This is a genomic window from Vibrio sp. HI00D65, from assembly GCF_001635455.1.
Classification (GTDB): Bacteria; Pseudomonadota; Gammaproteobacteria; order Enterobacterales; family Vibrionaceae; genus Vibrio.
This window is the reverse complement of record NZ_LWEH01000123.1, coordinates 95,603-117,610: the sequence shown is the minus strand read 5'-3', so window position 1 is coordinate 117,610 and position 22,008 is coordinate 95,603. Positions and strand designations below refer to the sequence as shown.

General features: G+C 45.4%; 18 protein-coding genes. 10 read left to right on the top strand and 8 right to left on the bottom strand.

The features are described from left to right. Nucleotides 1–123 precede the first annotated feature (123 nt). From A3712_RS10655 to A3712_RS10610, 10 genes are all read left to right on the top strand, one after another. Complete coding sequence (locus tag A3712_RS10655) at nucleotides 124–816, top strand: cell division protein FtsQ/DivIB (protein WP_443083591.1); 693 nt, start codon at nucleotides 124–126, stop codon at nucleotides 814–816. Then, nucleotides 809–2,077, top strand: coding sequence for a cell division protein FtsA (gene ftsA / locus A3712_RS10650; protein WP_004740737.1), 1,269 nt, complete (start codon nucleotides 809–811; stop codon nucleotides 2,075–2,077). The genes A3712_RS10655 and ftsA overlap by 8 nt, the downstream gene beginning before the upstream one ends. A 31-nt stretch (nucleotides 2,078–2,108) precedes the next feature. Continuing rightward, a complete protein-coding gene (gene ftsZ / locus A3712_RS10645; protein WP_004740736.1) occupies nucleotides 2,109–3,338 on the top strand; it encodes a cell division protein FtsZ in 1,230 nt (409 codons plus the stop codon). Nucleotides 3,339–3,434: 96 nt separating this feature from the next. After that, on the top strand, nucleotides 3,435–4,352 hold the full coding sequence (gene lpxC, locus A3712_RS10640) for a UDP-3-O-acyl-N-acetylglucosamine deacetylase (protein WP_004740735.1): 918 nt from the start codon (nucleotides 3,435–3,437) through the stop codon (nucleotides 4,350–4,352). Between the two features lie 388 nt (nucleotides 4,353–4,740). Then, nucleotides 4,741–7,467: a preprotein translocase subunit SecA gene (gene secA, locus A3712_RS10635; RefSeq protein ID WP_063523402.1), complete on the top strand. Its 2,727-nt coding sequence runs from the start codon at nucleotides 4,741–4,743 to the stop codon at nucleotides 7,465–7,467. 335 nt (nucleotides 7,468–7,802) lie between these two features. Continuing rightward, on the top strand, nucleotides 7,803–8,201 hold the full coding sequence (gene mutT / locus A3712_RS10630; protein WP_063523401.1) for an 8-oxo-dGTP diphosphatase MutT: 399 nt from the start codon (nucleotides 7,803–7,805) through the stop codon (nucleotides 8,199–8,201). A gap of 92 nt (nucleotides 8,202–8,293) precedes the next feature. After that, nucleotides 8,294–9,118, top strand: coding sequence for a 4-hydroxy-tetrahydrodipicolinate reductase (gene dapB, locus A3712_RS10625; RefSeq protein ID WP_082856221.1), 825 nt, complete (start codon nucleotides 8,294–8,296; stop codon nucleotides 9,116–9,118). A gap of 502 nt (nucleotides 9,119–9,620) precedes the next feature. After that, nucleotides 9,621–10,775: a glutamine-hydrolyzing carbamoyl-phosphate synthase small subunit gene (carA, locus tag A3712_RS10620; RefSeq protein WP_063523400.1), complete on the top strand. Its 1,155-nt coding sequence runs from the start codon at nucleotides 9,621–9,623 to the stop codon at nucleotides 10,773–10,775. 16 nt (nucleotides 10,776–10,791) lie between these two features. Next, nucleotides 10,792–14,022: a carbamoyl-phosphate synthase large subunit gene (gene carB, locus A3712_RS10615; protein ID WP_063523399.1), complete on the top strand. Its 3,231-nt coding sequence runs from the start codon at nucleotides 10,792–10,794 to the stop codon at nucleotides 14,020–14,022. A gap of 204 nt (nucleotides 14,023–14,226) precedes the next feature. Then, complete coding sequence (locus A3712_RS10610) at nucleotides 14,227–15,006, top strand: TSUP family transporter (protein ID WP_063523398.1); 780 nt, start codon at nucleotides 14,227–14,229, stop codon at nucleotides 15,004–15,006. Here A3712_RS10610 and A3712_RS10605 read toward each other — a convergent pair. From A3712_RS10605 to A3712_RS10570, 8 genes are all read right to left on the bottom strand, one after another. After that, entirely contained in the window at nucleotides 14,957–15,802 is an 846-nt protein-coding gene (locus A3712_RS10605; protein WP_063523397.1) for a LysR family transcriptional regulator, read from the bottom strand. The two genes, A3712_RS10610 and A3712_RS10605, sit on opposite strands and share 50 nt — an antisense overlap. Before the next feature lie 62 nt (nucleotides 15,803–15,864). Continuing rightward, on the bottom strand, nucleotides 15,865–16,446 hold the full coding sequence (locus A3712_RS10600) for a flavodoxin family protein (RefSeq protein ID WP_063523396.1): 582 nt from the start codon (nucleotides 16,444–16,446) through the stop codon (nucleotides 15,865–15,867). A gap of 209 nt (nucleotides 16,447–16,655) precedes the next feature. Continuing rightward, a complete protein-coding gene (locus A3712_RS10595) occupies nucleotides 16,656–17,273 on the bottom strand; it encodes a TRIC cation channel family protein (protein WP_063523395.1) in 618 nt (205 codons plus the stop codon). Nucleotides 17,274–17,347: 74 nt separating this feature from the next. Continuing rightward, nucleotides 17,348–18,202, bottom strand: a complete 855-nt coding sequence (gene btuF, locus A3712_RS10590) for a vitamin B12 ABC transporter substrate-binding protein BtuF (RefSeq protein WP_063523394.1) — start codon at nucleotides 18,200–18,202, stop codon at nucleotides 17,348–17,350. Nucleotide 18,203: 1 nt separating this feature from the next. Next, on the bottom strand, nucleotides 18,204–19,157 hold the full coding sequence (locus A3712_RS10585; protein ID WP_063523393.1) for a cobalamin biosynthesis family protein: 954 nt from the start codon (nucleotides 19,155–19,157) through the stop codon (nucleotides 18,204–18,206). Nucleotides 19,158–19,167: 10 nt separating this feature from the next. Next, the gene (mtnN, locus tag A3712_RS10580; protein ID WP_004741524.1) at nucleotides 19,168–19,863 is read right to left on the bottom strand and encodes a 5'-methylthioadenosine/S-adenosylhomocysteine nucleosidase; all 696 of its coding nucleotides are present in this window, start codon (nucleotides 19,861–19,863) and stop codon (nucleotides 19,168–19,170) included. Nucleotides 19,864–19,989: 126 nt separating this feature from the next. Then, nucleotides 19,990–20,418, bottom strand: a complete 429-nt coding sequence (locus A3712_RS10575; RefSeq protein ID WP_063523392.1) for a DUF1499 domain-containing protein — start codon at nucleotides 20,416–20,418, stop codon at nucleotides 19,990–19,992. A gap of 163 nt (nucleotides 20,419–20,581) precedes the next feature. Beyond that, nucleotides 20,582–21,994 (bottom strand): FAD-dependent oxidoreductase, encoded by a 1,413-nt coding sequence (locus tag A3712_RS10570; RefSeq protein WP_063523391.1) that lies wholly within the window; start codon nucleotides 21,992–21,994, stop codon nucleotides 20,582–20,584. Nucleotides 21,995–22,008: the final 14 nt, after the last annotated feature.

The following is a 22,008-nucleotide window of genomic DNA, read 5'->3' as shown; positions in this document are numbered from 1 at the left end:
AATAGAATTGCGAACCAACGACAGGGAAAGCGGGCTTTGGTAGAAAGTACTTTTAGCGAAAACCGCCACCTATTCAGTTTACCATCGTTAAAGAAACACGCCCTAGGCGGGTCCTTTTTTGTCATGGTATTGCTATTCATTGGGTTTCTTTTCTATACCACACTGACTTGGATGTGGGACGATCAACGATTGCCTCTCTCCAAAATAGTCATTCAAGGTGACTTAACTTATGTAACCGCTGGTGATGTTCAACATGCTTTTGGAAGACTCGAGCATATTGGTACATTCATGTCACAAGACATTGGTGTGTTGCAAGACAGTTTAGAAGCATTGCCTTGGGTGTCCGTCGTCTCTATTCGTAAGCAGTGGCCAGACACAATAAAAGTATTTTTGACTGAGTATCATGCGGCAGCAATCTGGAACGGCAACATGCTGTTGAATGATGATGGTCAGGTGTTTAATGGCGATATCGGCCTTCTGAAAGGCGATAGAGTTAAGCTTTACGGCCCAGATGGCACCAGCCAAGAAGTGATCGAAAAGTGGAGAAAGATAACCCCTTTGGTTAACAGTCTAGGGTTAACGGTTACCTCACTTGTTCTCAACGAACGTCGCGCTTGGCAAATAATCCTAGATAACGGTATCCGTTTAGAACTAGGTAAAGATTCTTTAGATGAGCGTGTTGAACGCTTCATTTCGCTTTATAACGAACTTGGTAGTAAGGCGAATCAAGTGAGCTACATCGACCTCAGGTATGATACGGGAGCCGCTGTAGGCTGGTTTCCAGAGCAAGAGTTAGAAGAGAGCACAGATGACTAAGACCGCAGATGACAACATAATCGTTGGTCTTGATATAGGCACTGCGACCATATCAGCTCTGGTTGGTGAAATACTGCCTGATGGTCAAATCAATATCATTGGCTCTGGGCAAAGCCCATCCAGAGGTATGGATAAAGGTGGTGTGAACGACCTAGAGTCGGTAGTTAAGTCAGTTCAGCGAGCAATTGATCAAGCAGAGTTGATGGCAGAATGCCAAATCAGCAATGTGTTTATCTCGCTATCAGGCAAACATATCGCAAGCCGAATTGAAAAAGGTATGGGGACTATCTCAGATGAAGAGGTGTCTCAAGACGATATGGATCGAGCGATCCATACTGCGAAATCAATTAAAATAGGTGAAGAGCAGAGGATTCTGCACGTGATCCCACAAGAATTTACCATTGATTATCAAGAAGGGATTAAGAACCCACTTGGTCTGTCTGGTGTTCGAATGGAAGTGAGCGTTCATCTAATTTCTTGCCATAGCGACATGGCAAGAAACATTATTAAAGCTGTTGAACGATGTGGTCTCACTGTAGAACAAATCGTGTTTTCAGGACTTGCCTCAAGTAATGCGGTAATTACTGAAGATGAGCGAGAGCTCGGGGTGTGTGTGGTTGATATCGGCGCGGGTACAATGGATATTTCCATTTGGACTGGCGGCGCACTACGACACACAGAAGTCTTTTCCTACGCAGGAAATGCAGTAACCAGTGATATTGCCTTCGCTTTCGGTACGCCAGTGAGTGATGCCGAAGAGATAAAAGTAAACCATGGTTGCGCTCTGAGTGAGCTCGTTAGCAAGGATGACTCTGTTAACGTCCCAAGTGTTGGTGGTCGCCCATCGAGAAGTTTGCAACGACAAACTTTGTCGGAAGTGATTGAACCACGTTACACTGAACTTATGGGGCTCGTTAACCAAACTATCGATACGGTTCAATTACAGCTAAGAGACGAAGGTATTAAACACCACCTTGCAGCTGGCGTAGTCCTCACTGGTGGAGCGGCACAAATTGACGGATTGGTAGAGTGTGCGGAACGTGTTTTCCGCAATCAAGTTCGAGTTGGTAAGCCATTAGAAGTTAGTGGCTTAACTGATTATGTTAAAGAGCCGTATCATTCTACGGCGGTTGGTTTACTTCATTACGCAAGAGATTGTCAGATAAGTGATGAAGGTGATTACAGCGAACCTAAGCGTTCAGCACCTTCGATGTCTGGTTTATTTGGTAAATTGCGTAATTGGATACAAAAAGAGTTTTAACCTGAGTTGCAGGAAAAAACGGAGATAACACATGTTTGAACCGATGATGGAAATGTCTGACGATGCAGTAATTAAAGTCGTTGGAGTTGGTGGCGGTGGCGGTAACGCTGTTGAGCACATGGTACGCGAATCAATCGAAGGCGTAGAATTCATCAGTGTTAATACTGATGCGCAAGCACTTCGTAAAACAAGCGTGAGCAGCGTGATCCAAATTGGTGGTGATATCACTAAAGGTCTTGGCGCTGGTGCAAACCCACAAGTAGGCCGTGATGCAGCTCTCGAAGATCGAGAAAGAATTAAAGAAGTTCTAACTGGCGCCGATATGGTATTTATCGCAGCTGGTATGGGCGGTGGTACTGGTACAGGTGCTGCTCCAGTTATTGCTGAAGTTGCGAAAGAGCTAGGTGTGCTAACCGTTGCTGTTGTAACTAAGCCATTTAGCTTTGAAGGCAAAAAGCGTCTAGCGTTTGCTGAGCAAGGTATCGAAGAGCTTTCTAAACATGTGGATTCATTAATTACGATTCCAAATGAAAAGCTACTTAAAGTACTAGGCCGTGGCGTTACACTGCTAGAGGCTTTCGCAAGTGCAAATGATGTACTTAAAAACGCTGTACAAGGTATCGCTGAGCTAATTACTCGCCCTGGTATGATCAACGTCGACTTCGCGGATGTTCGCACCGTAATGTCGGAAATGGGTCATGCAATGATGGGTAGCGGTATCGCAAAAGGTGAAGACCGTGCTGAAGAAGCTGCTGAAACGGCAATTTCTAGCCCATTACTAGAAGACATCGACCTAGCTGGCGCGCGTGGCGTTCTTGTGAACATCACAGCAGGCCTAGATATGCGTCTAGATGAGTTCGAAACAGTAGGTAACACAGTTAAGGCATTCGCTTCTGATAACGCAACAGTTGTGATTGGTACTTCTCTAGACCCTGATATGACGGACGAAATCCGTGTAACTGTTGTTGCAACAGGTATCGGTACAGAGAGAAAGCCAGATATTACATTAGTTGCTGGTGGTAAAGCTAAGGTTGCACCAACCCCTCAACCACAAGTAGCTGCACAAGCTGCACCAAAAGTGGAAGAGAAAGTGGCGCAGCCATTGCAAGAAAAAACTGAGGTAAAACCTCAAGTTAAGCCGCAGCCAACAACGTCGCCTGTTTCTTCAGGTACAGGGGCTAGCCAAAGTGCAGCACCTAAAGCTGAAAAAGAGAGCGGATACTTAGATATTCCAGCATTCTTACGACGTCAGGCTGATTAACAATTACCCAAAATTTGACTATCGTCGAATTAATGGTAAAATTCGCGGTCGGTAAATACTGGCCGTGATTTGTAGCACTGATAACGAGGCAAGCAGATGATCAGACAACGTACTCTGAAAGAAATTGTGAAAACAACTGGTGTGGGTCTCCACTCTGGTCGTAAAGTCACACTTACTCTTCGCCCGGCAGCTGCAAATACAGGTATTGTTTATCGTCGTACTGATGTAAACCCACCTGTAGATTTTCCAGCTGACCCAGCATCAGTTCGTGACACTATGTTATGTACTGCTCTTGTGAATGACGAAGGCGTACGTATCTCTACAGTGGAACACCTTAATGCGGCTCTAGCGGGCATGGGCATCGACAACATCATTGTTGAAGTAGATGCACCTGAGATCCCAATTATGGATGGTAGCGCAAGCCCATTCGTATACTTGCTACAGCAAGCGGGTGTTGAAACACTGAATGCACCAAAACGTTTCATTCGCATCAAAAAGCCAGTTCGTTTTGAAGACGGTGATAAGTGGGCAGAGTTTGTTCCGTTTAACGGCTTCCGTATGGACTTTGAAATCGAGTTCAACCACCCTGCAATTGAGTCTGACGAACAGCATCTATTGTTTGACTTCTCTTCTCAAGGTTTTGTGAAAGAGATCTCTCGAGCTCGTACTTTCGGCTTCATGCGTGATATCGAATATCTTCAATCACAAAACTTGTGTTTGGGTGGCAGCTTTGACTGTGCAATCGTACTAGACGAATACCGAATTCTTAATGAAGAAGGTCTACGTTTTGATAATGAGTTTGTAACTCATAAAGTGCTAGATGCGATTGGTGATCTATATATGTGTGGACACGCTATTATCGGTGAGTTCCGTGCATACAAATCAGGTCACGGCCTAAATAACCAATTGCTACGTGCAGTGCTTGCTGACGCAGAAGCTTGGGAATGGGCAACATTCGAAGAAGAAGCTGGCTCGCCAGTGGCTTTTGCTGAACCAGGAATGGTTCTAGCTTAATTGTTGTTTTCAACAATGTAAGATTTCGAAAACCAGGCTATCGGCCTGGTTTTTTTGTATCTATTTTCCAGATACAGTGTCATCAACATCCGAAAGTCATCGACTAATGGGCGCCAGTCTGGCTAATCCATCAGCAATTAGAAAGAAAAGTTCCAAGCACATCAAACAAATGGGGTTATAAATGGTCGTTGGTGTGAAAATTACTTACACTAAGGGGCAATAATTTTAACTCAAGCCTTGAAAACTCTACTCTCAAGTACAATATCAGAAATACTAGATTTATCTCAGTATCCTTGGTTAGTAACTGAAGACTGGTTCATCGCTAGTAGAGACTGACGGCATTTAAAATAGATCGCGGACGATCTGAGAACGAAGAGATTCCAAGCACATGATTACTAAGCTGCTGACAAAGGTAATTGGCAGTCGCAATGACAGAACACTGCGCCGCCTTAGAAAAATTGTAAAAGAAATTAATAACTACGAGCCAACGTTTGAAGCGCTTTCTGACGAAGAGCTAAAAGCAAAAACTGTTGAGTTCCGTGAGCGCTTAGATAAAGGTGAATCACTAGACCAACTTCTACCTGAAGCATTTGCTACGGTACGTGAAGCGTCGAAGCGTGTTTATGGAATGCGTCACTTTGACGTGCAATTGATTGGTGGCATGGTTTTAAATGCTGGCCAAATTGCAGAGATGCGTACTGGTGAGGGTAAGACTCTTACAGCAACTCTACCAGCTTATCTTAACGCCCTACCAAGCAAAGGTGTTCACGTAGTAACGGTGAACGACTACCTAGCTAAGCGTGATGCGGAAACTAACCGCCCATTATTTGAATTCCTTGGTATGACTGTTGGCGTGAACGTGCCAAACATGGCTCCGCCAGAGAAGAAAGAAGCATACCAAGCGGATATCCTATACGGAACAAACAACGAGTTTGGTTTCGATTACCTACGTGACAACATGGCTTTCCGTGCTGAAGATCGTGTTCAACGCGAGCGCTTCTTTGCTGTAGTCGATGAGGTTGACTCAATCTTAATCGATGAAGCGCGTACACCTCTTATTATCTCTGGCCCGGCTGAAGATAGCTCAGATCTTTACACGCGTATTAATACATTGATTCCTCATCTTGAGCGTCAAGATAAAGAAGATTCGGAAGAGTACCGTGGTGAAGGTCACTACACCATGGACGAAAAATCTAAGCAGGTTCACCTGACTGAAAACGGTCAAGAGTTTGTTGAAGAGCTAATGGTGAAAAATGGTCTGATGGAAGAGGGTGATACGCTTTACTCTCCAACCAACATCAGCCTACTGCACCATGTTAATGCTGCACTTCGTGCACATGTATTGTTTGAGAAGAACGTAGACTACATTGTAACTGAAGAAGGCGAAGTGGTTATCGTTGACGAACATACTGGTCGTACAATGCCAGGTCGTCGTTGGTCTGAAGGTTTACACCAAGCTGTTGAAGCAAAAGAAGGTGTGAAGATTCAGAATGAAAACCAAACGCTAGCTTCGATTACTTTCCAAAACTTCTTCCGTCTGTACGAGAAACTGTCAGGAATGACAGGTACAGCTGATACTGAAGCTTTCGAATTCCAGTCTATCTATGGTCTAGAAACGGTTGTTATCCCGACTAACAAACCTATGGTTCGTAACGATATGCCAGATGTGGTTTATCGTACAGAAGAAGACAAGTTCAATGCGATCATTGAAGATATTAAAGACCGTGTTGCTGCAGGTCAGCCATCACTGGTTGGTACGGTTTCTATCGAGAAATCAGAGCTACTGTCTAACGCACTGAAAAAAGCAAAAATTAAGCACAACGTACTAAACGCGAAATTCCATGAGAAAGAAGCGGAAATCGTAGCGCAAGCAGGTACACTTGGTGCAGTAACCATCGCAACAAACATGGCCGGTCGTGGTACCGATATCGTGTTAGGTGGTAGCTGGCAGTCTGAAGTTGAGAAACTACAAAATCCAACTCAAGAGCAGATCGACCAGATCAAAGCGGATTGGAAAGTGGTTCACGACAAAGTACTAGAGTCAGGTGGTCTACACATCATTGGTACAGAGCGCCACGAATCTCGTCGTATCGATAACCAGCTACGTGGTCGTTCTGGTCGTCAAGGTGATGCAGGTTCTTCACGTTTCTATCTATCAATGGAAGACTCTTTATTACGTATTTTCACATCTGATCGTATGGCTGGTCTTATCCAAAGCGGTATGGATGAAGGTGAAGCGATCGAATCTAAGATGCTATCTCGCTCTATCGAAAAAGCGCAACGTAAAGTTGAAGGTCGTAACTTCGATATCCGTAAGCAACTTCTAGAGTACGATGATGTAGCGAATGACCAACGTAAAGTGGTTTACGAGCTGCGTGATGAGCTAATGGGCTCTGACGACATCAGCGAAATGATCGAACATAACCGTGAAGACGTGTTTACTTCGGTTATCGATGAGTACATTGCTCCGCAATCTCTGGAAGATATGTGGGACATCTCTGGTCTACAAGATCGTCTGAAGAACGACTTCGATCTAGACTTTGATATTCAAGGCTGGTTGGACGAGGACGACAAGCTTTACGAAGAAGCATTACGTGAACGTATCCTAGGCATGGCTGTTGATGCTTATAAACAGAAAGAAGAAGTGGTTGGTGCACAAGTGCTACGTAACTTCGAGAAGTCTGTAATGTTGCAAACGCTAGATGGTCTATGGAAAGAGCACTTGGCTGCGATGGACCACCTTCGTCAAGGTATCCACCTACGTGGTTACGCACAGAAGAACCCGAAACAAGAGTACAAGCGTGAGTCGTTTGAACTGTTCGAAGGTCTACTGGATGTGCTGAAGTCAGACGTTATTACTATCCTTTCGAAAGTTCGCGTTCAGCAACAAGAAGAAGTAGAAAAGATGGAAGCGCAACGTCAGGCTCAAGCTGAAGAAGCAGCGCGTCGTGCGCAAGCACAACACGCAACTGCAGAAAACCAGTTAGGCGATGATGAAGCTGAAGCAGCGTCGCCACAAACTGTAGTACGTGATGAGCGCAAAGTTGGCCGTAACGAGCCTTGCCCATGCGGTAGCGGTAAGAAATACAAGCAGTGTCACGGTAAAATTAATTGATGCTTTGCTGTAAAGGCTGATAACTGCGTCGGCGATGCTCATTAACACTTGTAAACTGCGCGTCGCCTTCTTGTTCTCAACCATTACAGCTTTGCCTAAAAATAATTTTATTTATTCAAGAGTCGCTTAGGCGGCTCTTTTTGTATGTAAATTTCATGGCTTACTTTGTTACACAAGAAAGTCGTCATTCCCTATAGCGAGGAACGAGCGTAATAGGGAATCTCATTTAGATAGGCTTACGCTGCTTTAGATCCCTAACTCAGTCGTTCCTCTTTCTTGAGGATGACGTATTTAGGGACTATGTGAGTTAAGCGTTTAATTAAGGAACACCATCAATGAAAAGAATCCATATCGTAGCGGGTATTATCTTCAATCAAGATAAGTCACAGGTATTTATTACAAAGCGTCCAGATGACAAGCACAAAGGTGGCTTCTGGGAATTTCCAGGTGGCAAGGTTGAAGAGGGTGAAACTATTGAGCAAGCGATGACTCGTGAGCTTGATGAAGAGATCGGTATCAAGGTGACTGAGCAGTCTCTATTTGAGCACCTTGAATTTGATTATACGGATAAGTCACTTAAGTTCGATTTCATCCTCGTGACTGATTTTGAAGGGCAGCCTTATGGCAAAGAAGGTCAGCAGGGCGAATGGGTCAGCCTTGAATCATTGAATCAGTACGCTTTTCCTGAAGCAAATGTGCCAATTTTAGAGCGAGTGGTAAAAGAGTTTTCTTAATTGCTAGCCTGAGTATGAGATTGTTGTTAGTTTAAAGAGATTAATCGAATGAACGTTGCCACAAGAGAACTGTGGTGACGGAAACCAAAACAATGGAGATATTCGCAGTGGTAAAAATTGCAATAGCAGGAGCAGCGGGTCGTATGGGCCGCAACTTGGTGAAAGCCGCTCATCATAACTCAGAAGCTAGCGTTGGCGCTGGCTCTGAACGTCCTGAGTCATCATTAGTAGGCTTTGATGTTGGCGAGTTATGTGGGGAAGGTCGTTTTGATGTTGCTCTAGTGGATGATTTGTCCAAAGCCATCGAAGAGTTTGATGTGATTGTCGACTTTACCGCACCTGTTAGCACATTAGCGAATATTGAACTTTGTAAACGCCACGGCAAAAAACTCATCATCGGTACGACGGGCTTCTCAGAAGAAGAGAAGCAGGTGATTGATGCTGCCGCAAAAGAGATGCCTATCGTAATGGCACCAAACTACAGTGTAGGCGTTAATCTGGTATTTAAGCTGCTAGAAAAGGCCGCTAAAGTGATGGGGGATTACTGTGATGTTGAAATCGTTGAGGCCCACCATCGTCATAAAGTAGATGCACCATCAGGTACTGCTATTGGTATGGGGGAAGCGATCGCCGGTGCTATGGGCAATGACCTGAATGATGTGGCGGTATGGTCACGCGAAGGCATCACGGGTGAGCGTACGAAAGATGAGATTGGCTTCGCAACGATTCGTGCCGGTGACATCATTGGAGAGCACACTGCTATGTTTGCAGATATCGGCGAACGAGTAGAAATTACTCATAAAGCGACGGACCGAATGACTTTTGCGAATGGTGCGATCAAAGCAGCAGTTTGGCTCAATGACAAACCAGCGGGCTTTTATACCATGACAGATGTCCTTGGTTTGAATGACCTATAAATAGATAATTATGCGCTGGCAATTGCCGGCGCTTTCTTTATTTGCTACCTTTATCGCTGTATTCTTGTTTCTCACCTCTCTCTTAAACCTACCTCTTAACATCGTTTTTACCTCGCTTTTCTTGTTGTTTTGTTGTCTTAGTCTTATTTTTGAATTAGATCTTTAAATATTCATGTTTTCTGTTTGTATTTATCGATTGCTTTTTGTTGGTGATGTTTTTAGTACTTAAAGGCAGAGAAAAGTAATGGGATAAAATTGGAAAACCTCAATATCGTGCTTAATTGACCATGAAAGTTAAACTTTTGGAGCTTTGGATGGGTAAATTGATTTAGTACGTACAAATCTTTAATTTCTTTTACGTTAAATGTTGACACGTATCACGCACATCACTAAAATACCGCCAATTTGTCTAATTTCCATAAACACGCAATTTCTGGTGTTACAGGAAGGTAGATTTGCAAATTAAATCAATTTTAATGCATATTTATTTCTGGAGGTTGTCTTGAAAAAGTCAGCACTACTTGTCCTAGAAGATGGGACAGTATTTCACGGTGAAGCCATTGGCGCTGTAGGTTCTGCAGTTGGTGAAGTCGTTTTTAATACCTCGATGACGGGGTACCAAGAAATCCTCACTGATCCTTCCTATTCTCAACAAATCGTTACCCTTACTTACCCTCACATTGGCAATACCGGAACCAATTCCGAAGACGAAGAATCCTCTTCAATCCACGCTCAAGGCCTTGTGATTCGCGATCTCCCTCTAATCGCTTCTAACTTCCGTAATGAACAATCCCTTTCTGATTACCTTAAGTCGCAAAACGTTGTTGGTATCGCTGATATCGATACTCGTAAGCTGACGCGTATTCTTCGTGAAAAAGGCGCACAGAACGGTTGTATTGTAGCTGGCTCTTCAGTAAACGACGGAAACCTAGACGAAGCTTTGGCTCTAGCTAAAGCAAAAGAATTCCCTGGCCTGAAAGGTATGGATCTTGCGAAAGAAGTTACAACAAAAGAAGCGTATCAATGGAAACAGGGGGCGTGGACGCTTACGGGTGGACTTCCTGAAGCGAAAGCAGACTCAGAATTGCCATACCACGTTGTTGCTTATGACTTCGGTGCAAAACGAAACATCCTACGAATGCTCGTTGACCGCGGCTGCCGCCTAACGGTTGTTCCAGCTGAAACTTCTGCTGAAGAAGTGCTTGCACTAAACCCAGACGGCGTATTCCTTTCAAATGGCCCTGGTGACCCAGAACCATGTACTTACGCAATTGAAGCGACAAAAGTGTTCCTAGAAAAAGGCTTACCAATCTTCGGTATCTGTCTAGGCCACCAAATTCTTGCTCTTGCGTCAGGCGCTAAGACAGTGAAGATGAAGTTTGGTCACCACGGTGCAAACCACCCAGTTAAAGATTTAGATCGTGATGTTGTGATGATTACTTCGCAAAACCACGGCTTTGCTGCTGACGAAGACACACTTCCTGAAAACCTACGTGCAACGCACAAGTCTCTATTTGATGGTTCTCTGCAAGGTATCCACCGTACAGATAAACCAGCATTTAGCTTCCAAGGTCACCCAGAAGCAAGCCCAGGTCCAGAAGACGCAGCGCCGTTATTCGACCACTTCATTGAACTAATTAAAAAGCACACAGCGTAATTCGGAGTAGTAGACAATGCCAAAACGTACTGACATTAAAAGTATTCTAATTCTAGGTGCTGGCCCGATCGTTATCGGCCAAGCATGTGAGTTCGATTACTCTGGTGCTCAAGCTTGTAAAGCGCTTCGCGAAGAAGGTTACCGAGTTATTCTTGTAAACTCGAACCCAGCGACCATCATGACTGACCCTGATATGGCTGATGCAACTTACATCGAGCCTATCCAATGGGAAGTTGTTCGCAACATTATTGCGAAGGAGAAGCCAGATGCAGTTCTACCTACAATGGGTGGCCAAACAGCACTTAACTGTGCACTAGACCTAGAGAAACACGGTGTTCTTGAAGAGTTCGGTGTAGAGATGATTGGTGCAACGGCTGACGCTATCGATAAAGCAGAAGACCGTTCTCGTTTCGATAAAGCGATGAAGTCTATCGGCCTTGAGTGTCCACGCGCTGATACGGCGAAAACCATGGAAGAAGCTTACGGCGTTCTAGATATGGTTGGTTTCCCATGTATCATCCGTCCATCATTCACTATGGGTGGTACTGGCGGTGGTATCGCTTACAACAAAGAAGAATTTGAAGAAATCTGTCGTCGCGGTCTGGACCTGTCTCCAACCAACGAGCTTCTAATCGATGAATCTCTTATCGGCTGGAAAGAGTACGAGATGGAAGTGGTTCGTGACAAAGCGGACAACTGTATCATCGTATGTGCGATTGAAAACTTTGACCCAATGGGCATCCACACGGGTGACTCAATCACAGTTGCACCAGCACAGACTCTAACAGACAAAGAATACCAACTGATGCGTAACGCTTCTCTAGCGGTACTGCGTGAGATTGGTGTTGAAACGGGTGGTTCTAACGTACAGTTTGGTATTAACCCGAGAGATGGCCGTATGGTTATCATCGAGATGAACCCACGTGTATCTCGTTCTTCTGCACTAGCATCTAAAGCGACAGGTTTCCCAATCGCTAAGATTGCAGCGAAACTGGCTGTGGGTTATACATTAGATGAACTGCAAAATGACATCACGGGTGGCGCAACACCAGCATCATTCGAACCAACCATCGACTATGTAGTAACTAAGATTCCTCGTTTTAACTTCGAAAAATTTGCAGGTGCTAACGACCGTCTAACGACGCAAATGAAGTCTGTTGGTGAAGTTATGGCTATCGGCCGTAACCAACAAGAATCTCTACAAAAAGCACTTCGCGGCCTAGAAGTTGGCGCGACTGGTTTTGACGAAATGGTTGACCTAGATGCGCCAGACGCACTAACAACAATTCGTCACGAACTAAAAGAAGCTGGCGCAGAGCGTATTTGGTACATCGCGGATGCATTCCGTGCGGGTATGTCTGTAGATGGCGTATTCAACCTAACGCAAATCGACCGTTGGTTCCTAGTTCAAATCGAAGACATCGTTAAGCTTGAGCAAGAACTTAAAGCGAAAGGTTTTGCTGGTCTGAACAAAGAAGAGCTAAACAAGCTGAAGCGTAAAGGTTTTGCTGATGCACGCCTATCTAAGATCCTAGGTGTAGCGGAAAGCGAAATCCGTCGTCTACGTGACCAATACGATATCCACCCAGTGTACAAGCGTGTTGATACGTGTGCGGCTGAGTTCTCTTCAGACACGGCTTACATGTACTCATCTTACGATGATGAATGTGAAGCAAACCCAACCGACAAAGACAAGATCATGATTCTTGGTGGCGGTCCAAACCGTATCGGCCAAGGTATTGAATTTGACTACTGTTGTGTACACGCATCACTAGCGCTACGTGAAGATGGCTTTGAGACTATCATGGTTAACTGTAACCCTGAGACTGTTTCTACAGACTACGATACATCTGACCGTCTATACTTCGAACCAGTAACTCTGGAAGATGTACTGGCAATCGCACGCGTTGAGAAGCCAAAAGGCGTTATCGTACAGTACGGTGGTCAAACACCACTTAAACTGGCTCGCGCACTTGAAGCAGCTGGCGTGCCAATCATCGGTACTAGCCCTGATGCAATCGACCGTGCAGAAGACCGTGAGCGCTTCCAAGTTGCTGTTGACCGTCTAGGTCTACTTCAGCCAGAGAACGCGACAGTAACAACAATGGAACAAGCGGTAGAGAAATCTCGCGAAATCGGCTTCCCATTGGTTGTACGTCCTTCTTACGTACTGGGTGGTCGTGCGATGGAAATCGTATACGATGAGCAAGACTTACGTCGCTACTTCAACGAAGCAGTAAGCGTATCGAACGAATCTCCAGTTCTTCTTGACAGCTTCCTAGATGACGCAGTTGAAGTGGATATCGATGCTATCTGTGACGGTGAGCGCGTAGTTATCGGCGGTATCATGGAGCACATCGAACAAGCGGGTGTTCACTCTGGTGACTCAGCATGTTCTCTTCCTGCATACACGCTAAGCCAAGAAATCCAAGATGTAATGCGTGAGCAAGTTGAAAAGCTGGCGTTCGAGTTGGGTGTTCGTGGTCTGATGAACACGCAGTTTGCTGTTAAGAACAATCAAGTCTACCTAATCGAGGTTAACCCTCGTGCAGCACGTACGGTACCGTTCGTATCTAAAGCAACTGGCGCACCAATTGCTAAGATTGCAGCACGTGTAATGGCGGGGCAATCTCTAGAGTCTCAAGGCTTTACGAAAGAAATCATCCCACCTTACTACTCAGTAAAAGAAGTGGTACTTCCATTCAACAAGTTCCCAGGTGTTGACCCACTATTGGGCCCAGAAATGCGCTCTACTGGTGAAGTTATGGGTGTTGGTGCAACGTTCGCAGAAGCTTACTCTAAAGCGGAATTGGGTTGTGGCAACATCTACCCAGAAGGCGGCCGTGCACTTCTTTCAGTTCGCGAAGGCGACAAAGAGCGCGTTGTAGACCTAGCGTCTAAGCTATCTAAGCTTGGCTACCAGCTAGACGCAACACACGGTACAGCAGTGATTCTTGGCGAAGCGGGTATCAACCCACGTCTAGTAAACAAGGTACACGAAGGGCGTCCTCATATTCTTGACCGTATCAAGAACAACGAGTACACCTACATCGTGAACACTGCAGCTGGCCGTCAAGCGATTGAAGATTCTAAAGTTCTTCGTCGCGGTGCTCTTGCTGAGAAGGTGAACTACACAACAACGCTAAACGCAGCGTTTGCAACGTGTATGGCTCACACTGCTGACGCGAAGACGACAGTAACTTCTGTTCAAGAGCTACACGCGCAGGTGAAAGCTTCTCAAGCTTAACTTGTCTTGGCTCAGCTAACTGAACTGAAGTTAGCGGATATAAATGCTCAAAGCCCACTCTTCGGAGTGGGCTTTTTCATGCCTGTGATACAGTGTTAGTTAAATGATGAATATTTGGAATAGGTTAAAATCTTGTGTTTCGTTATTGATCGCCTGCTCAGGATGGTAAGTTGTCGCTACACGAGACTTTGAGGCGTTGGATATATGGAAATCACTCTGGAAATATTGGCTATCTTATTTGTTGTTGCAACGGCAGCTGGCTTTATCGATGCTATGGCTGGCGGTGGCGGGCTACTGACTTTGCCAGCACTACTCGCAGCGGGAGTCCCACCGACACAAGCCCTAGCAACTAACAAGCTTCAAAGCTCTTTCGGCAGTTTTTCCGCAAGCTGGTACTTCGTGCGTAACGGTATCGTGAGTATCAAGGAGATGCGCCTCGCCATTTTGTGTACCTTCATTGGCTCGGCGATTGGTGCAGAACTCGTTCAGTTCATTGATGCGAGCTTATTGACCAGCGTGATCCCACTGCTGCTGATCGCTATCTCACTCTATTTCTTATTAGCACCACAAACTAAAGCCTCTGAAGGTAAGCAGCAGATCTCTGAAGCAATGTTTGCTTTGTGTGTTGGCGGTGGTGTTGGCTTTTACGATGGCTTCTTTGGGCCAGGTACCGGCTCTATCTTTACTGTCTGCTTTGTCGCAATTGGTCATTTCTCTTTAGTCGATGCGACCGCTCGTACTAAGGTGTTGAACTTCACTTCTAACATAGCAGCACTGATCTTCTTTATTTTGGCAGGCTTGCCAATTTGGGAACTCGGCTTAGTGATGGCAATTGGTGGCTTTATGGGGGCTCAGCTAGGTGCTAAAGTGGTGGTGTCAAAAGGGCAGAAGTGGATTCGCCCCTTGGTGATCGTGATGTCGATGCTCATGGCGTCTAAACTGCTTTGGGAACAGCATCAACAATGGATTCTATCAGTGCTTTAACCCGCGGAGACTGGTAGCTATTTGGTCTTACACAAACATGAATTGGTCGGATTAAGCCTGCTAATTCTGGGAAACTATACAGATATTGAAACTCAATATTGAGTGTTTTTACGATAGAGAGCGGAATCAAAGCAGGACCAGTTCCACCTAATGCAAGCTGCGCCGCTGCGGTGTAAGCGTCCATTTCCATTAAAGGTTTAATGCCAAACTTTTCTAATACTGAAAGTTGGTAAGAGTTGGCTGGGTTAGTCATGTCATTCGTGATGACATTGGGTGGAAGACCGTTCAACGGCAACTTACTTACAATGTAAAAGGGCTCGTCGAATAGATGAAACGTCATTAATCCATGATGTGGCGGCAACAAGCCTGCGCATAACCCTAGAGTTGCCTTACCGGACTGTACGCGCTCGATGATTCTGGGCGTATGGTTGGTGGTAATAGTGATGTATTTATCTTGCTGGATAAACTGCCCCATCATTTCACCTAAATAGCCTGCGATCAGAGACTTAGAGCTGTCTAAGGTAATGAGAGTGGTATCTTCCAGTTCTTGCTGTTCATAAATAAGACCACGAAGTTCATTGAACGTAGGTCCAATGCTCTCGATCAGTGCTATCGCCTCTGGCGTGAGTTTTATTTGCCGACCACTTGGCTCTATGAGTTTTTTTCCCAATTTCTTTTCTAAGTTAGCAATCCGTTTGCTTACCGCTGATTGGCTGATATACAGCAAGCTTCCAGTGCGGCTCATGGTTTTGGCTTTACTCAAAACCAAGAGAGTTTCGATTCCTTCGAGTAGCATTTGATGATATTCATGAAAGTTGGGAATGATACGCCCAACTTATCTCAATCAAGGGCGTTGCTCTAGCTTTTGTTTATGAGTTCTTGAACCAAGGTGGCGATTCTTGAACCGTAGTATTGAGCCGTAAGCAAGTCATTGCGGTTTACGCTATCTTCACCATCATCGATGCTAGACACTAAACCAATGTTTGAACCAGTGCGGTTCAACCCTAAATTATCTGTGTGTTTTGAGGCGTCTAAGCCAACCCAAATCATACCGTGCTGACAAGCTAAGGTGAAAAAGCTAAGCAGGGTTTGTTGTTGCTCTCCGTTTAGACTGCCTCCAGTAGTGAAGCCAGCAGCGAGCTTGTTTCGCCATAGCTTCTTGCAGTAGTTTTCACTGCTCGCATCCATAAAACTTTTAAACTGAGCGGCAGGTGATCCCATGTAGGTTGGAGCGCCAAAAACGATCGCATCGCAAGTGTCTAAGAGTTTGAGCTTTTCGTCATTGTCATATCGACCTTCAATGATCTCCGAAGGCAGTACTTCGATGAGTAGGGCTGAGTCAGTTAGCTGTGTGTTTACACCCTCAGCGAGCAGTTCTGCGACCTGCTTAGTTGCGCCGCATTTAGAGAAGAAAACAATTCCAATTTTATTACTGGTCATCCTAGAACCCTCATTGTTAGTAAATGAATATCTTTATAAAGTTATTTGTTTACTAATATAGCCTGTTAATTGATTAAGTAAATAAAAAATATTATTAAGTTAGAGGTGGATATTTGGAAGTGATTTGAAGGGGAGAAGAAGAGCAGATCGCCGAGGTGACAAGATTAAAAAAGGCCCCTATGCGGAGCCCTTTTCTTTTTAGCGATAGCTTATTTAATCGCGAACGTTGGTAAAGATAAGTGCCAACGAATGGCGCCAAGTCGAATCAACAAGGTAGAGAATACGCCAGCTAGGAAGGCCGTCTCTGAATCGTGGCCCATGCGAATAGCCATAGTGTGGAATGCACCGCCGATGATACAAGCGGTCGCGTAGACCTCGCTTCGCAGGATCATCGGTACTTCACGGGCAAGTACGTCACGAATAATACCGCCGCCGCAGCCTGTGATTACGCCCATGATAATGGCAACCAATGCTGAATCTTGGTACGCCAATGCCTTTTCAACACCAATACCAACGAACACAGCTAAACCTATAGCATCACAGACGGGTAGGACCCACCATGCCAAACGTTTGGGACGTCTCACGATAATCATGGTCAGTAAGCACGTTCCGATAATGACCCAAAGATAGGTGGTATCGGTTATCCAAAATACGGGAGTCGCGCCAAGTGCCATGTCTCGAATTGTACCACCGCCAATAGCGGTTACACTGCCGAGAACGGCGACACCAAAAGGGTCCATTTTTAGGCGGCCAGCGACAAATACGCCAGAGATAGCAAAGATGGCAGTGCCAAATAAATCGATAATATAAAGCAGCATGGAATCCATGATACTGGTGCTCTTATTGTTAAAATTGTAGGGAAAGGTCGCTGGCGAATTGTACGAAAAAACAGACTAAAAAGTTAGTGATTTTCTCTGACTCTATCGAAGTAATCGCACACTTGTTGGATCGCTTGCAAAGTTCGGGTTGTTGGGCGATTAATCCAGTCTGAGTTGAGTGACCATATCTGATTTTTAGTGACGGCTGGGATCTCTTCTTCCCACGATTGCCACATGGTCCCATTCTCAATAGCGTGCTGAGAAGTGAAGATCACCTGCGGTTTATTGAGCACGACTTGCTCAATACCGACTTGCGGGTAGGGGGAAGCGCTGTCTTCAAAAATATTTCGGCCGCCACAAAACTCAAACACTTCACTTGGCCAGTGTCCTTGCGCCACGGTAATAATAGGCTTTTCACTCAGCTGGTAGAAGTAGCTGACCGGCTCCGCATCTTTGTACTTTAGCCGTAATGCGTTGAGCTGTTCTTTGTAATGCTTAGCATTATTCTCACCGATACTCGGATCGCTGGCGTATTGGCTGAGTTGTTCAATATTGGTCGCGATACTGTCTAGGCTTTTGGTTTTCGTGTAATAAATATTAAAACCAAACTGCTCCAGTTTCGCCAGTTCTCTCGGTGGGTTACCCGCAGGCCAAGCAAGGATAAGATCTGGCTGAAGCGCGATGATTTTCTCAACCTTGATGCCTTGATAGTTTGCCACTTTTTCTAGCTTATCGGCTTGTGGTGGATAATCACTTCGTTCACTTACGGCAACTAGGTTATCGCCTAAACCCGCACTGTATGCGAGTTCTGTGGCGTGGGGGGCTAGGCTGACCACACGTTTTGCTGTGGTTACTTCGGTTGCAAGCGTGCTTGGTATCCATAAGCTAAAGCTAATCGCGAAAGTTGCACATGATGTAACAAGTTGAGAGGGTTTCACTTTAAATCCCTTGGTGAATAATGAGTAAGGCTAGGCTTTGTAACAATACCCAGGTAGCGATGCGTCCAAATAGCAGCTTTTGAACCTGAGATAAGTGCAGTGCTGAGGGTGCGATTCTGCCGCCTAATCTTGCGCGAATAGCTTTGGTATCGTTGTAAATTGCTGGGCCACCCAGTGATAGCTCAAGCTTGTTACCCACTGCTGTAATCAACCACGCTGGGCCTGGTAGAGGCCAAGAGCGACTTTGAGTGAGCATCATCTTAAATGTGTGAGATGCTTTATCACCGCATACGACCATCAAAGCAAATAAACGCATTGGGATAAATTCGAGGATAGCGACAATCTTGATTGCCGTTGAGCCAAAAGGAGAGAACTGCTTACGACTTGGTGACCAAGCTCGAGCTAATTCGACAATCAGGCGATACATCAACGCCGCGATTCCCCCTCCGATGGTGTACCAAAACAGTACACAAACCACATTGCGACCGTAGCCCATGATGATAGTTTCAGCCCCAGCCTTCCCAAGCCCTAATGATGATAGTGAATCGGTTTGGCGATTGACAATCGGAGCCAGTAATTGACGCGCTGTCGCTTTATCTTCTCGGCTAAGTGTTTTGATGAGCTGGTTAGCCAGCTTTTCATTGTTACGCCAATCAATAGCGAGCAGTAGAAGAGCCAGTTGGAAGAGTTGAGTCTGCCAAACTAGAGGTTGCAGTGCCAAGAGAATAATCAGAGTTGGAAGTACCATTAACCCCCAGGCTAATGTGCCGGAGATAAGGCTTTGGGAGTAACTTTGATTGTTGTTTACCTTAGTTGCTAGTAGTTCAGCAAACTTATGCCATAAGGTCGTGGGGTGTGCGGCATGAGGGATAGGTAGAATCAAATGAAAAAGCAGTGCTCCCCACATTACAAGGAGCACGCCATTTGCAAATACCTGATCAAACAGTGTTTGCATGCTTGGTCGCTTACTTTAGTAGGGCAACCATTTTGATAACCATCTCAGAAGAGCTTTGTGCTGCTAGTGGCAGGAATTCTTCAAAGCTCATTGGTGATTCTTTGTCTGCAACATCAGAGATTGCACGAACAACCACAAATGGTACTTGGAACTGGTGACAAGCTTGAGCAATCGCAGAAGCTTCCATTTCTACAGCTACTACTGATGGGAAGTGCTTGCGGATGAACTCTTGACGTTCTGCAGTGCAAACAAACGCGTCGCCAGTACAGATAAGGCCACGAACCGCGTGCTTGTCTTCCATTTGAGCTAGCGCTTGCTCAGCTACTTTCATGAGGTTCTCGTCAGCTTTGAACGCAGCTGGTTGACCTGCCATTTGACCGATTTCGTAACCGAAAGCTGTTACGTCTGCGTCGTGGTGACGTACTTCAGTAGAGATAACCACATCACCAAGGTTTAGAGTTGAATCAAAACCGCCAGCAGAGCCAGTGTTTAAAACGACATCTGGTTGGTATTCGCTTAGTAGGATAGAAGTACCAACTGCTGCAGCTACTTTACCAATGCCTGATTGAAGCAAAACAACGTCAACACCATTTAGCTGACCAGAGAAAAAGGTACAACCGCCTTTATTAACTTCAGTAATGTCTGAAATAGCTGCTTTTAGGATCGCAACTTCTTGCTCCATTGCGCCAATGATGCCGATTTTCATGTGTAGTCTCTTAATTAAAAATATTTAAACATTAGAGTGAAATTGTAGCATGGATAAGAAGCGTCGAGCGACTGCCCAGAAGCACTTCTCATTCGAATAGTGTGGATTTACTCCAGTATTCTTTGTCTATTTGATTAGACCTTCGCTTTGCAAGCTAGCACGGAGTTGTTCTGCTCGTTTACGGTTCACACCAAAATCAGAGTAGCCCGTACGAGACTCGGAGCGAACGATGAGCTTATCTCGATCGACTTTGAGCTCAAGGTCATCGACAAAGCGCATGATGCGTGATGTACATTCAACACGTAGGTAATCATCGGTTTTGTTGGCCGTTTTCGCGCCCGGCAAAGTTAGAGCGACTTGCTCAATGGCATCAAGGTTTGCTGAATCGGATAGCTCGTAAGCAGCCAAAGCATGTTGTTCACGGTCATCTTGTGTTGATACGCAATTCGGTTTGTCACCACAAGGTGATGAGGTTCTGTCTTTCATGTCCGTGATTCCTTGGCTGCAAGCGGTTAATGTTAAAAGTGATAGCGAGAGGAGAGCGGCTTTTTTCATAGTGTTTCCTATGGAGAGTTTTAATGGTAGTTCTCGGTATTCGTTAATTTGCAATTGTTTACGTATTTTTTGTTATGCCGTTAATAAACGTGTCGAACTTAAAAAAGGATCCACGTGCGGATCCTTTTTTATAGTAACGGCTTGAGTAATAAAGGAAACCCACTCACACCTCTAGGTACTCCAATATCCCTTCAGCGGCTTTACGACCTTCATCGATGGCGGTTACCACTAAGTCAGAGCCGCGAACCGCATCGCCACCGGCAAATATTTTGCTGTTGGTGGTTTGGTATTGAAACTCTTGTTGACCGGGCGCTTTAATACGGCCCCATTGATCAAGCTCGACATCGAAAGGTTCTAACCATTCCATAGCGTGAGGTTGAAAACCAAATGCCATGATCACTGCATCGGCCTCAAGAATGTGCTCACTGCCAGCAACCGGTTCTGGGCGGCGACGGCCTGCTTCATCAGGTTCGCCTAAGGCGGTTTTCACGACTTTAACGCCAGCAACATGCCCAGAACTATCAAGCTCTAAGCTGATAGGCTGCAGGTTAAACTTGAACTTCACGCCTTCTTCACGTGCATTCTTCACCTCACGGCGAGAGCCCGGCATGTTGGTTTCATCTCGGCGATAAGCACACACCACATCGGCCGCATTCTGACGAATAGAGGTTCGAACACAGTCCATCGCCGTATCACCACCACCAAGCACGACGACTTTCTTACCTTGCATATCGATGAATGGGGTTGGATTTTCAAGCTCCATAACCTTGTAGGTATTAGAAATCAAGAATGGCAGAGCATCATAAACACCCGGAGCATCCTCATTATCTAGACCTGCACGCATGTTTTTGTAAGTGCCTACACCAAGGAAAATAGCGTCGTAATCATCGACCAGCTCTTTAAGTTGAATGTCTTTGCCAATCTCGGTATTCATTCGGAATTCAACGCCCATCTCGCTAAAGATGCGGCGACGATTCTCCATGATACCTTTCTCAAGCTTGAACGATGGAATACCAAAAGTGAGGAGACCACCTATCTGTGGGTAACGATCAAAGACAACGGCTTTCACTCCATTACGTACCAAGATATCAGCTGCCGCAAGACCAGCTGGGCCCGCACCGATGATTGCGACCTTTTTATCGGTCCATTCAACGTGAGACATGTCTGGCTTCCAACCCATCTCAAAGGCTTTATCGGTAATGTACTTTTCAATGTTACCTATGGTGACGGCACCAAAATCGTTATTGAGGGTACAAGAGCCTTCACACAAGCGGTCTTGAGGGCACACACGGCCACATACCTCTGGCAGGCTGTTGGTCTGGTGAGACAGCTCAGCGGCTTCGATAATACGTCCTTCATTGGCAAGCTTGAGCCACTGAGGGATGTAGTTGTGAACTGGACATTTCCATTCACAATAAGGGTTACCACAATCTAAACAGCGGTCTGCTTGGGCTTTGGCTTGCTGTTTAGTGAAAGGTTCGTAGATCTCTACAAACTCAATTTTACGTATCTTGATTGGTTTCTTCGCTGGGTCTACGCGATTCACATCAATAAATTGGTATACATTCTGGCTCATTATTGGCTCCTTCC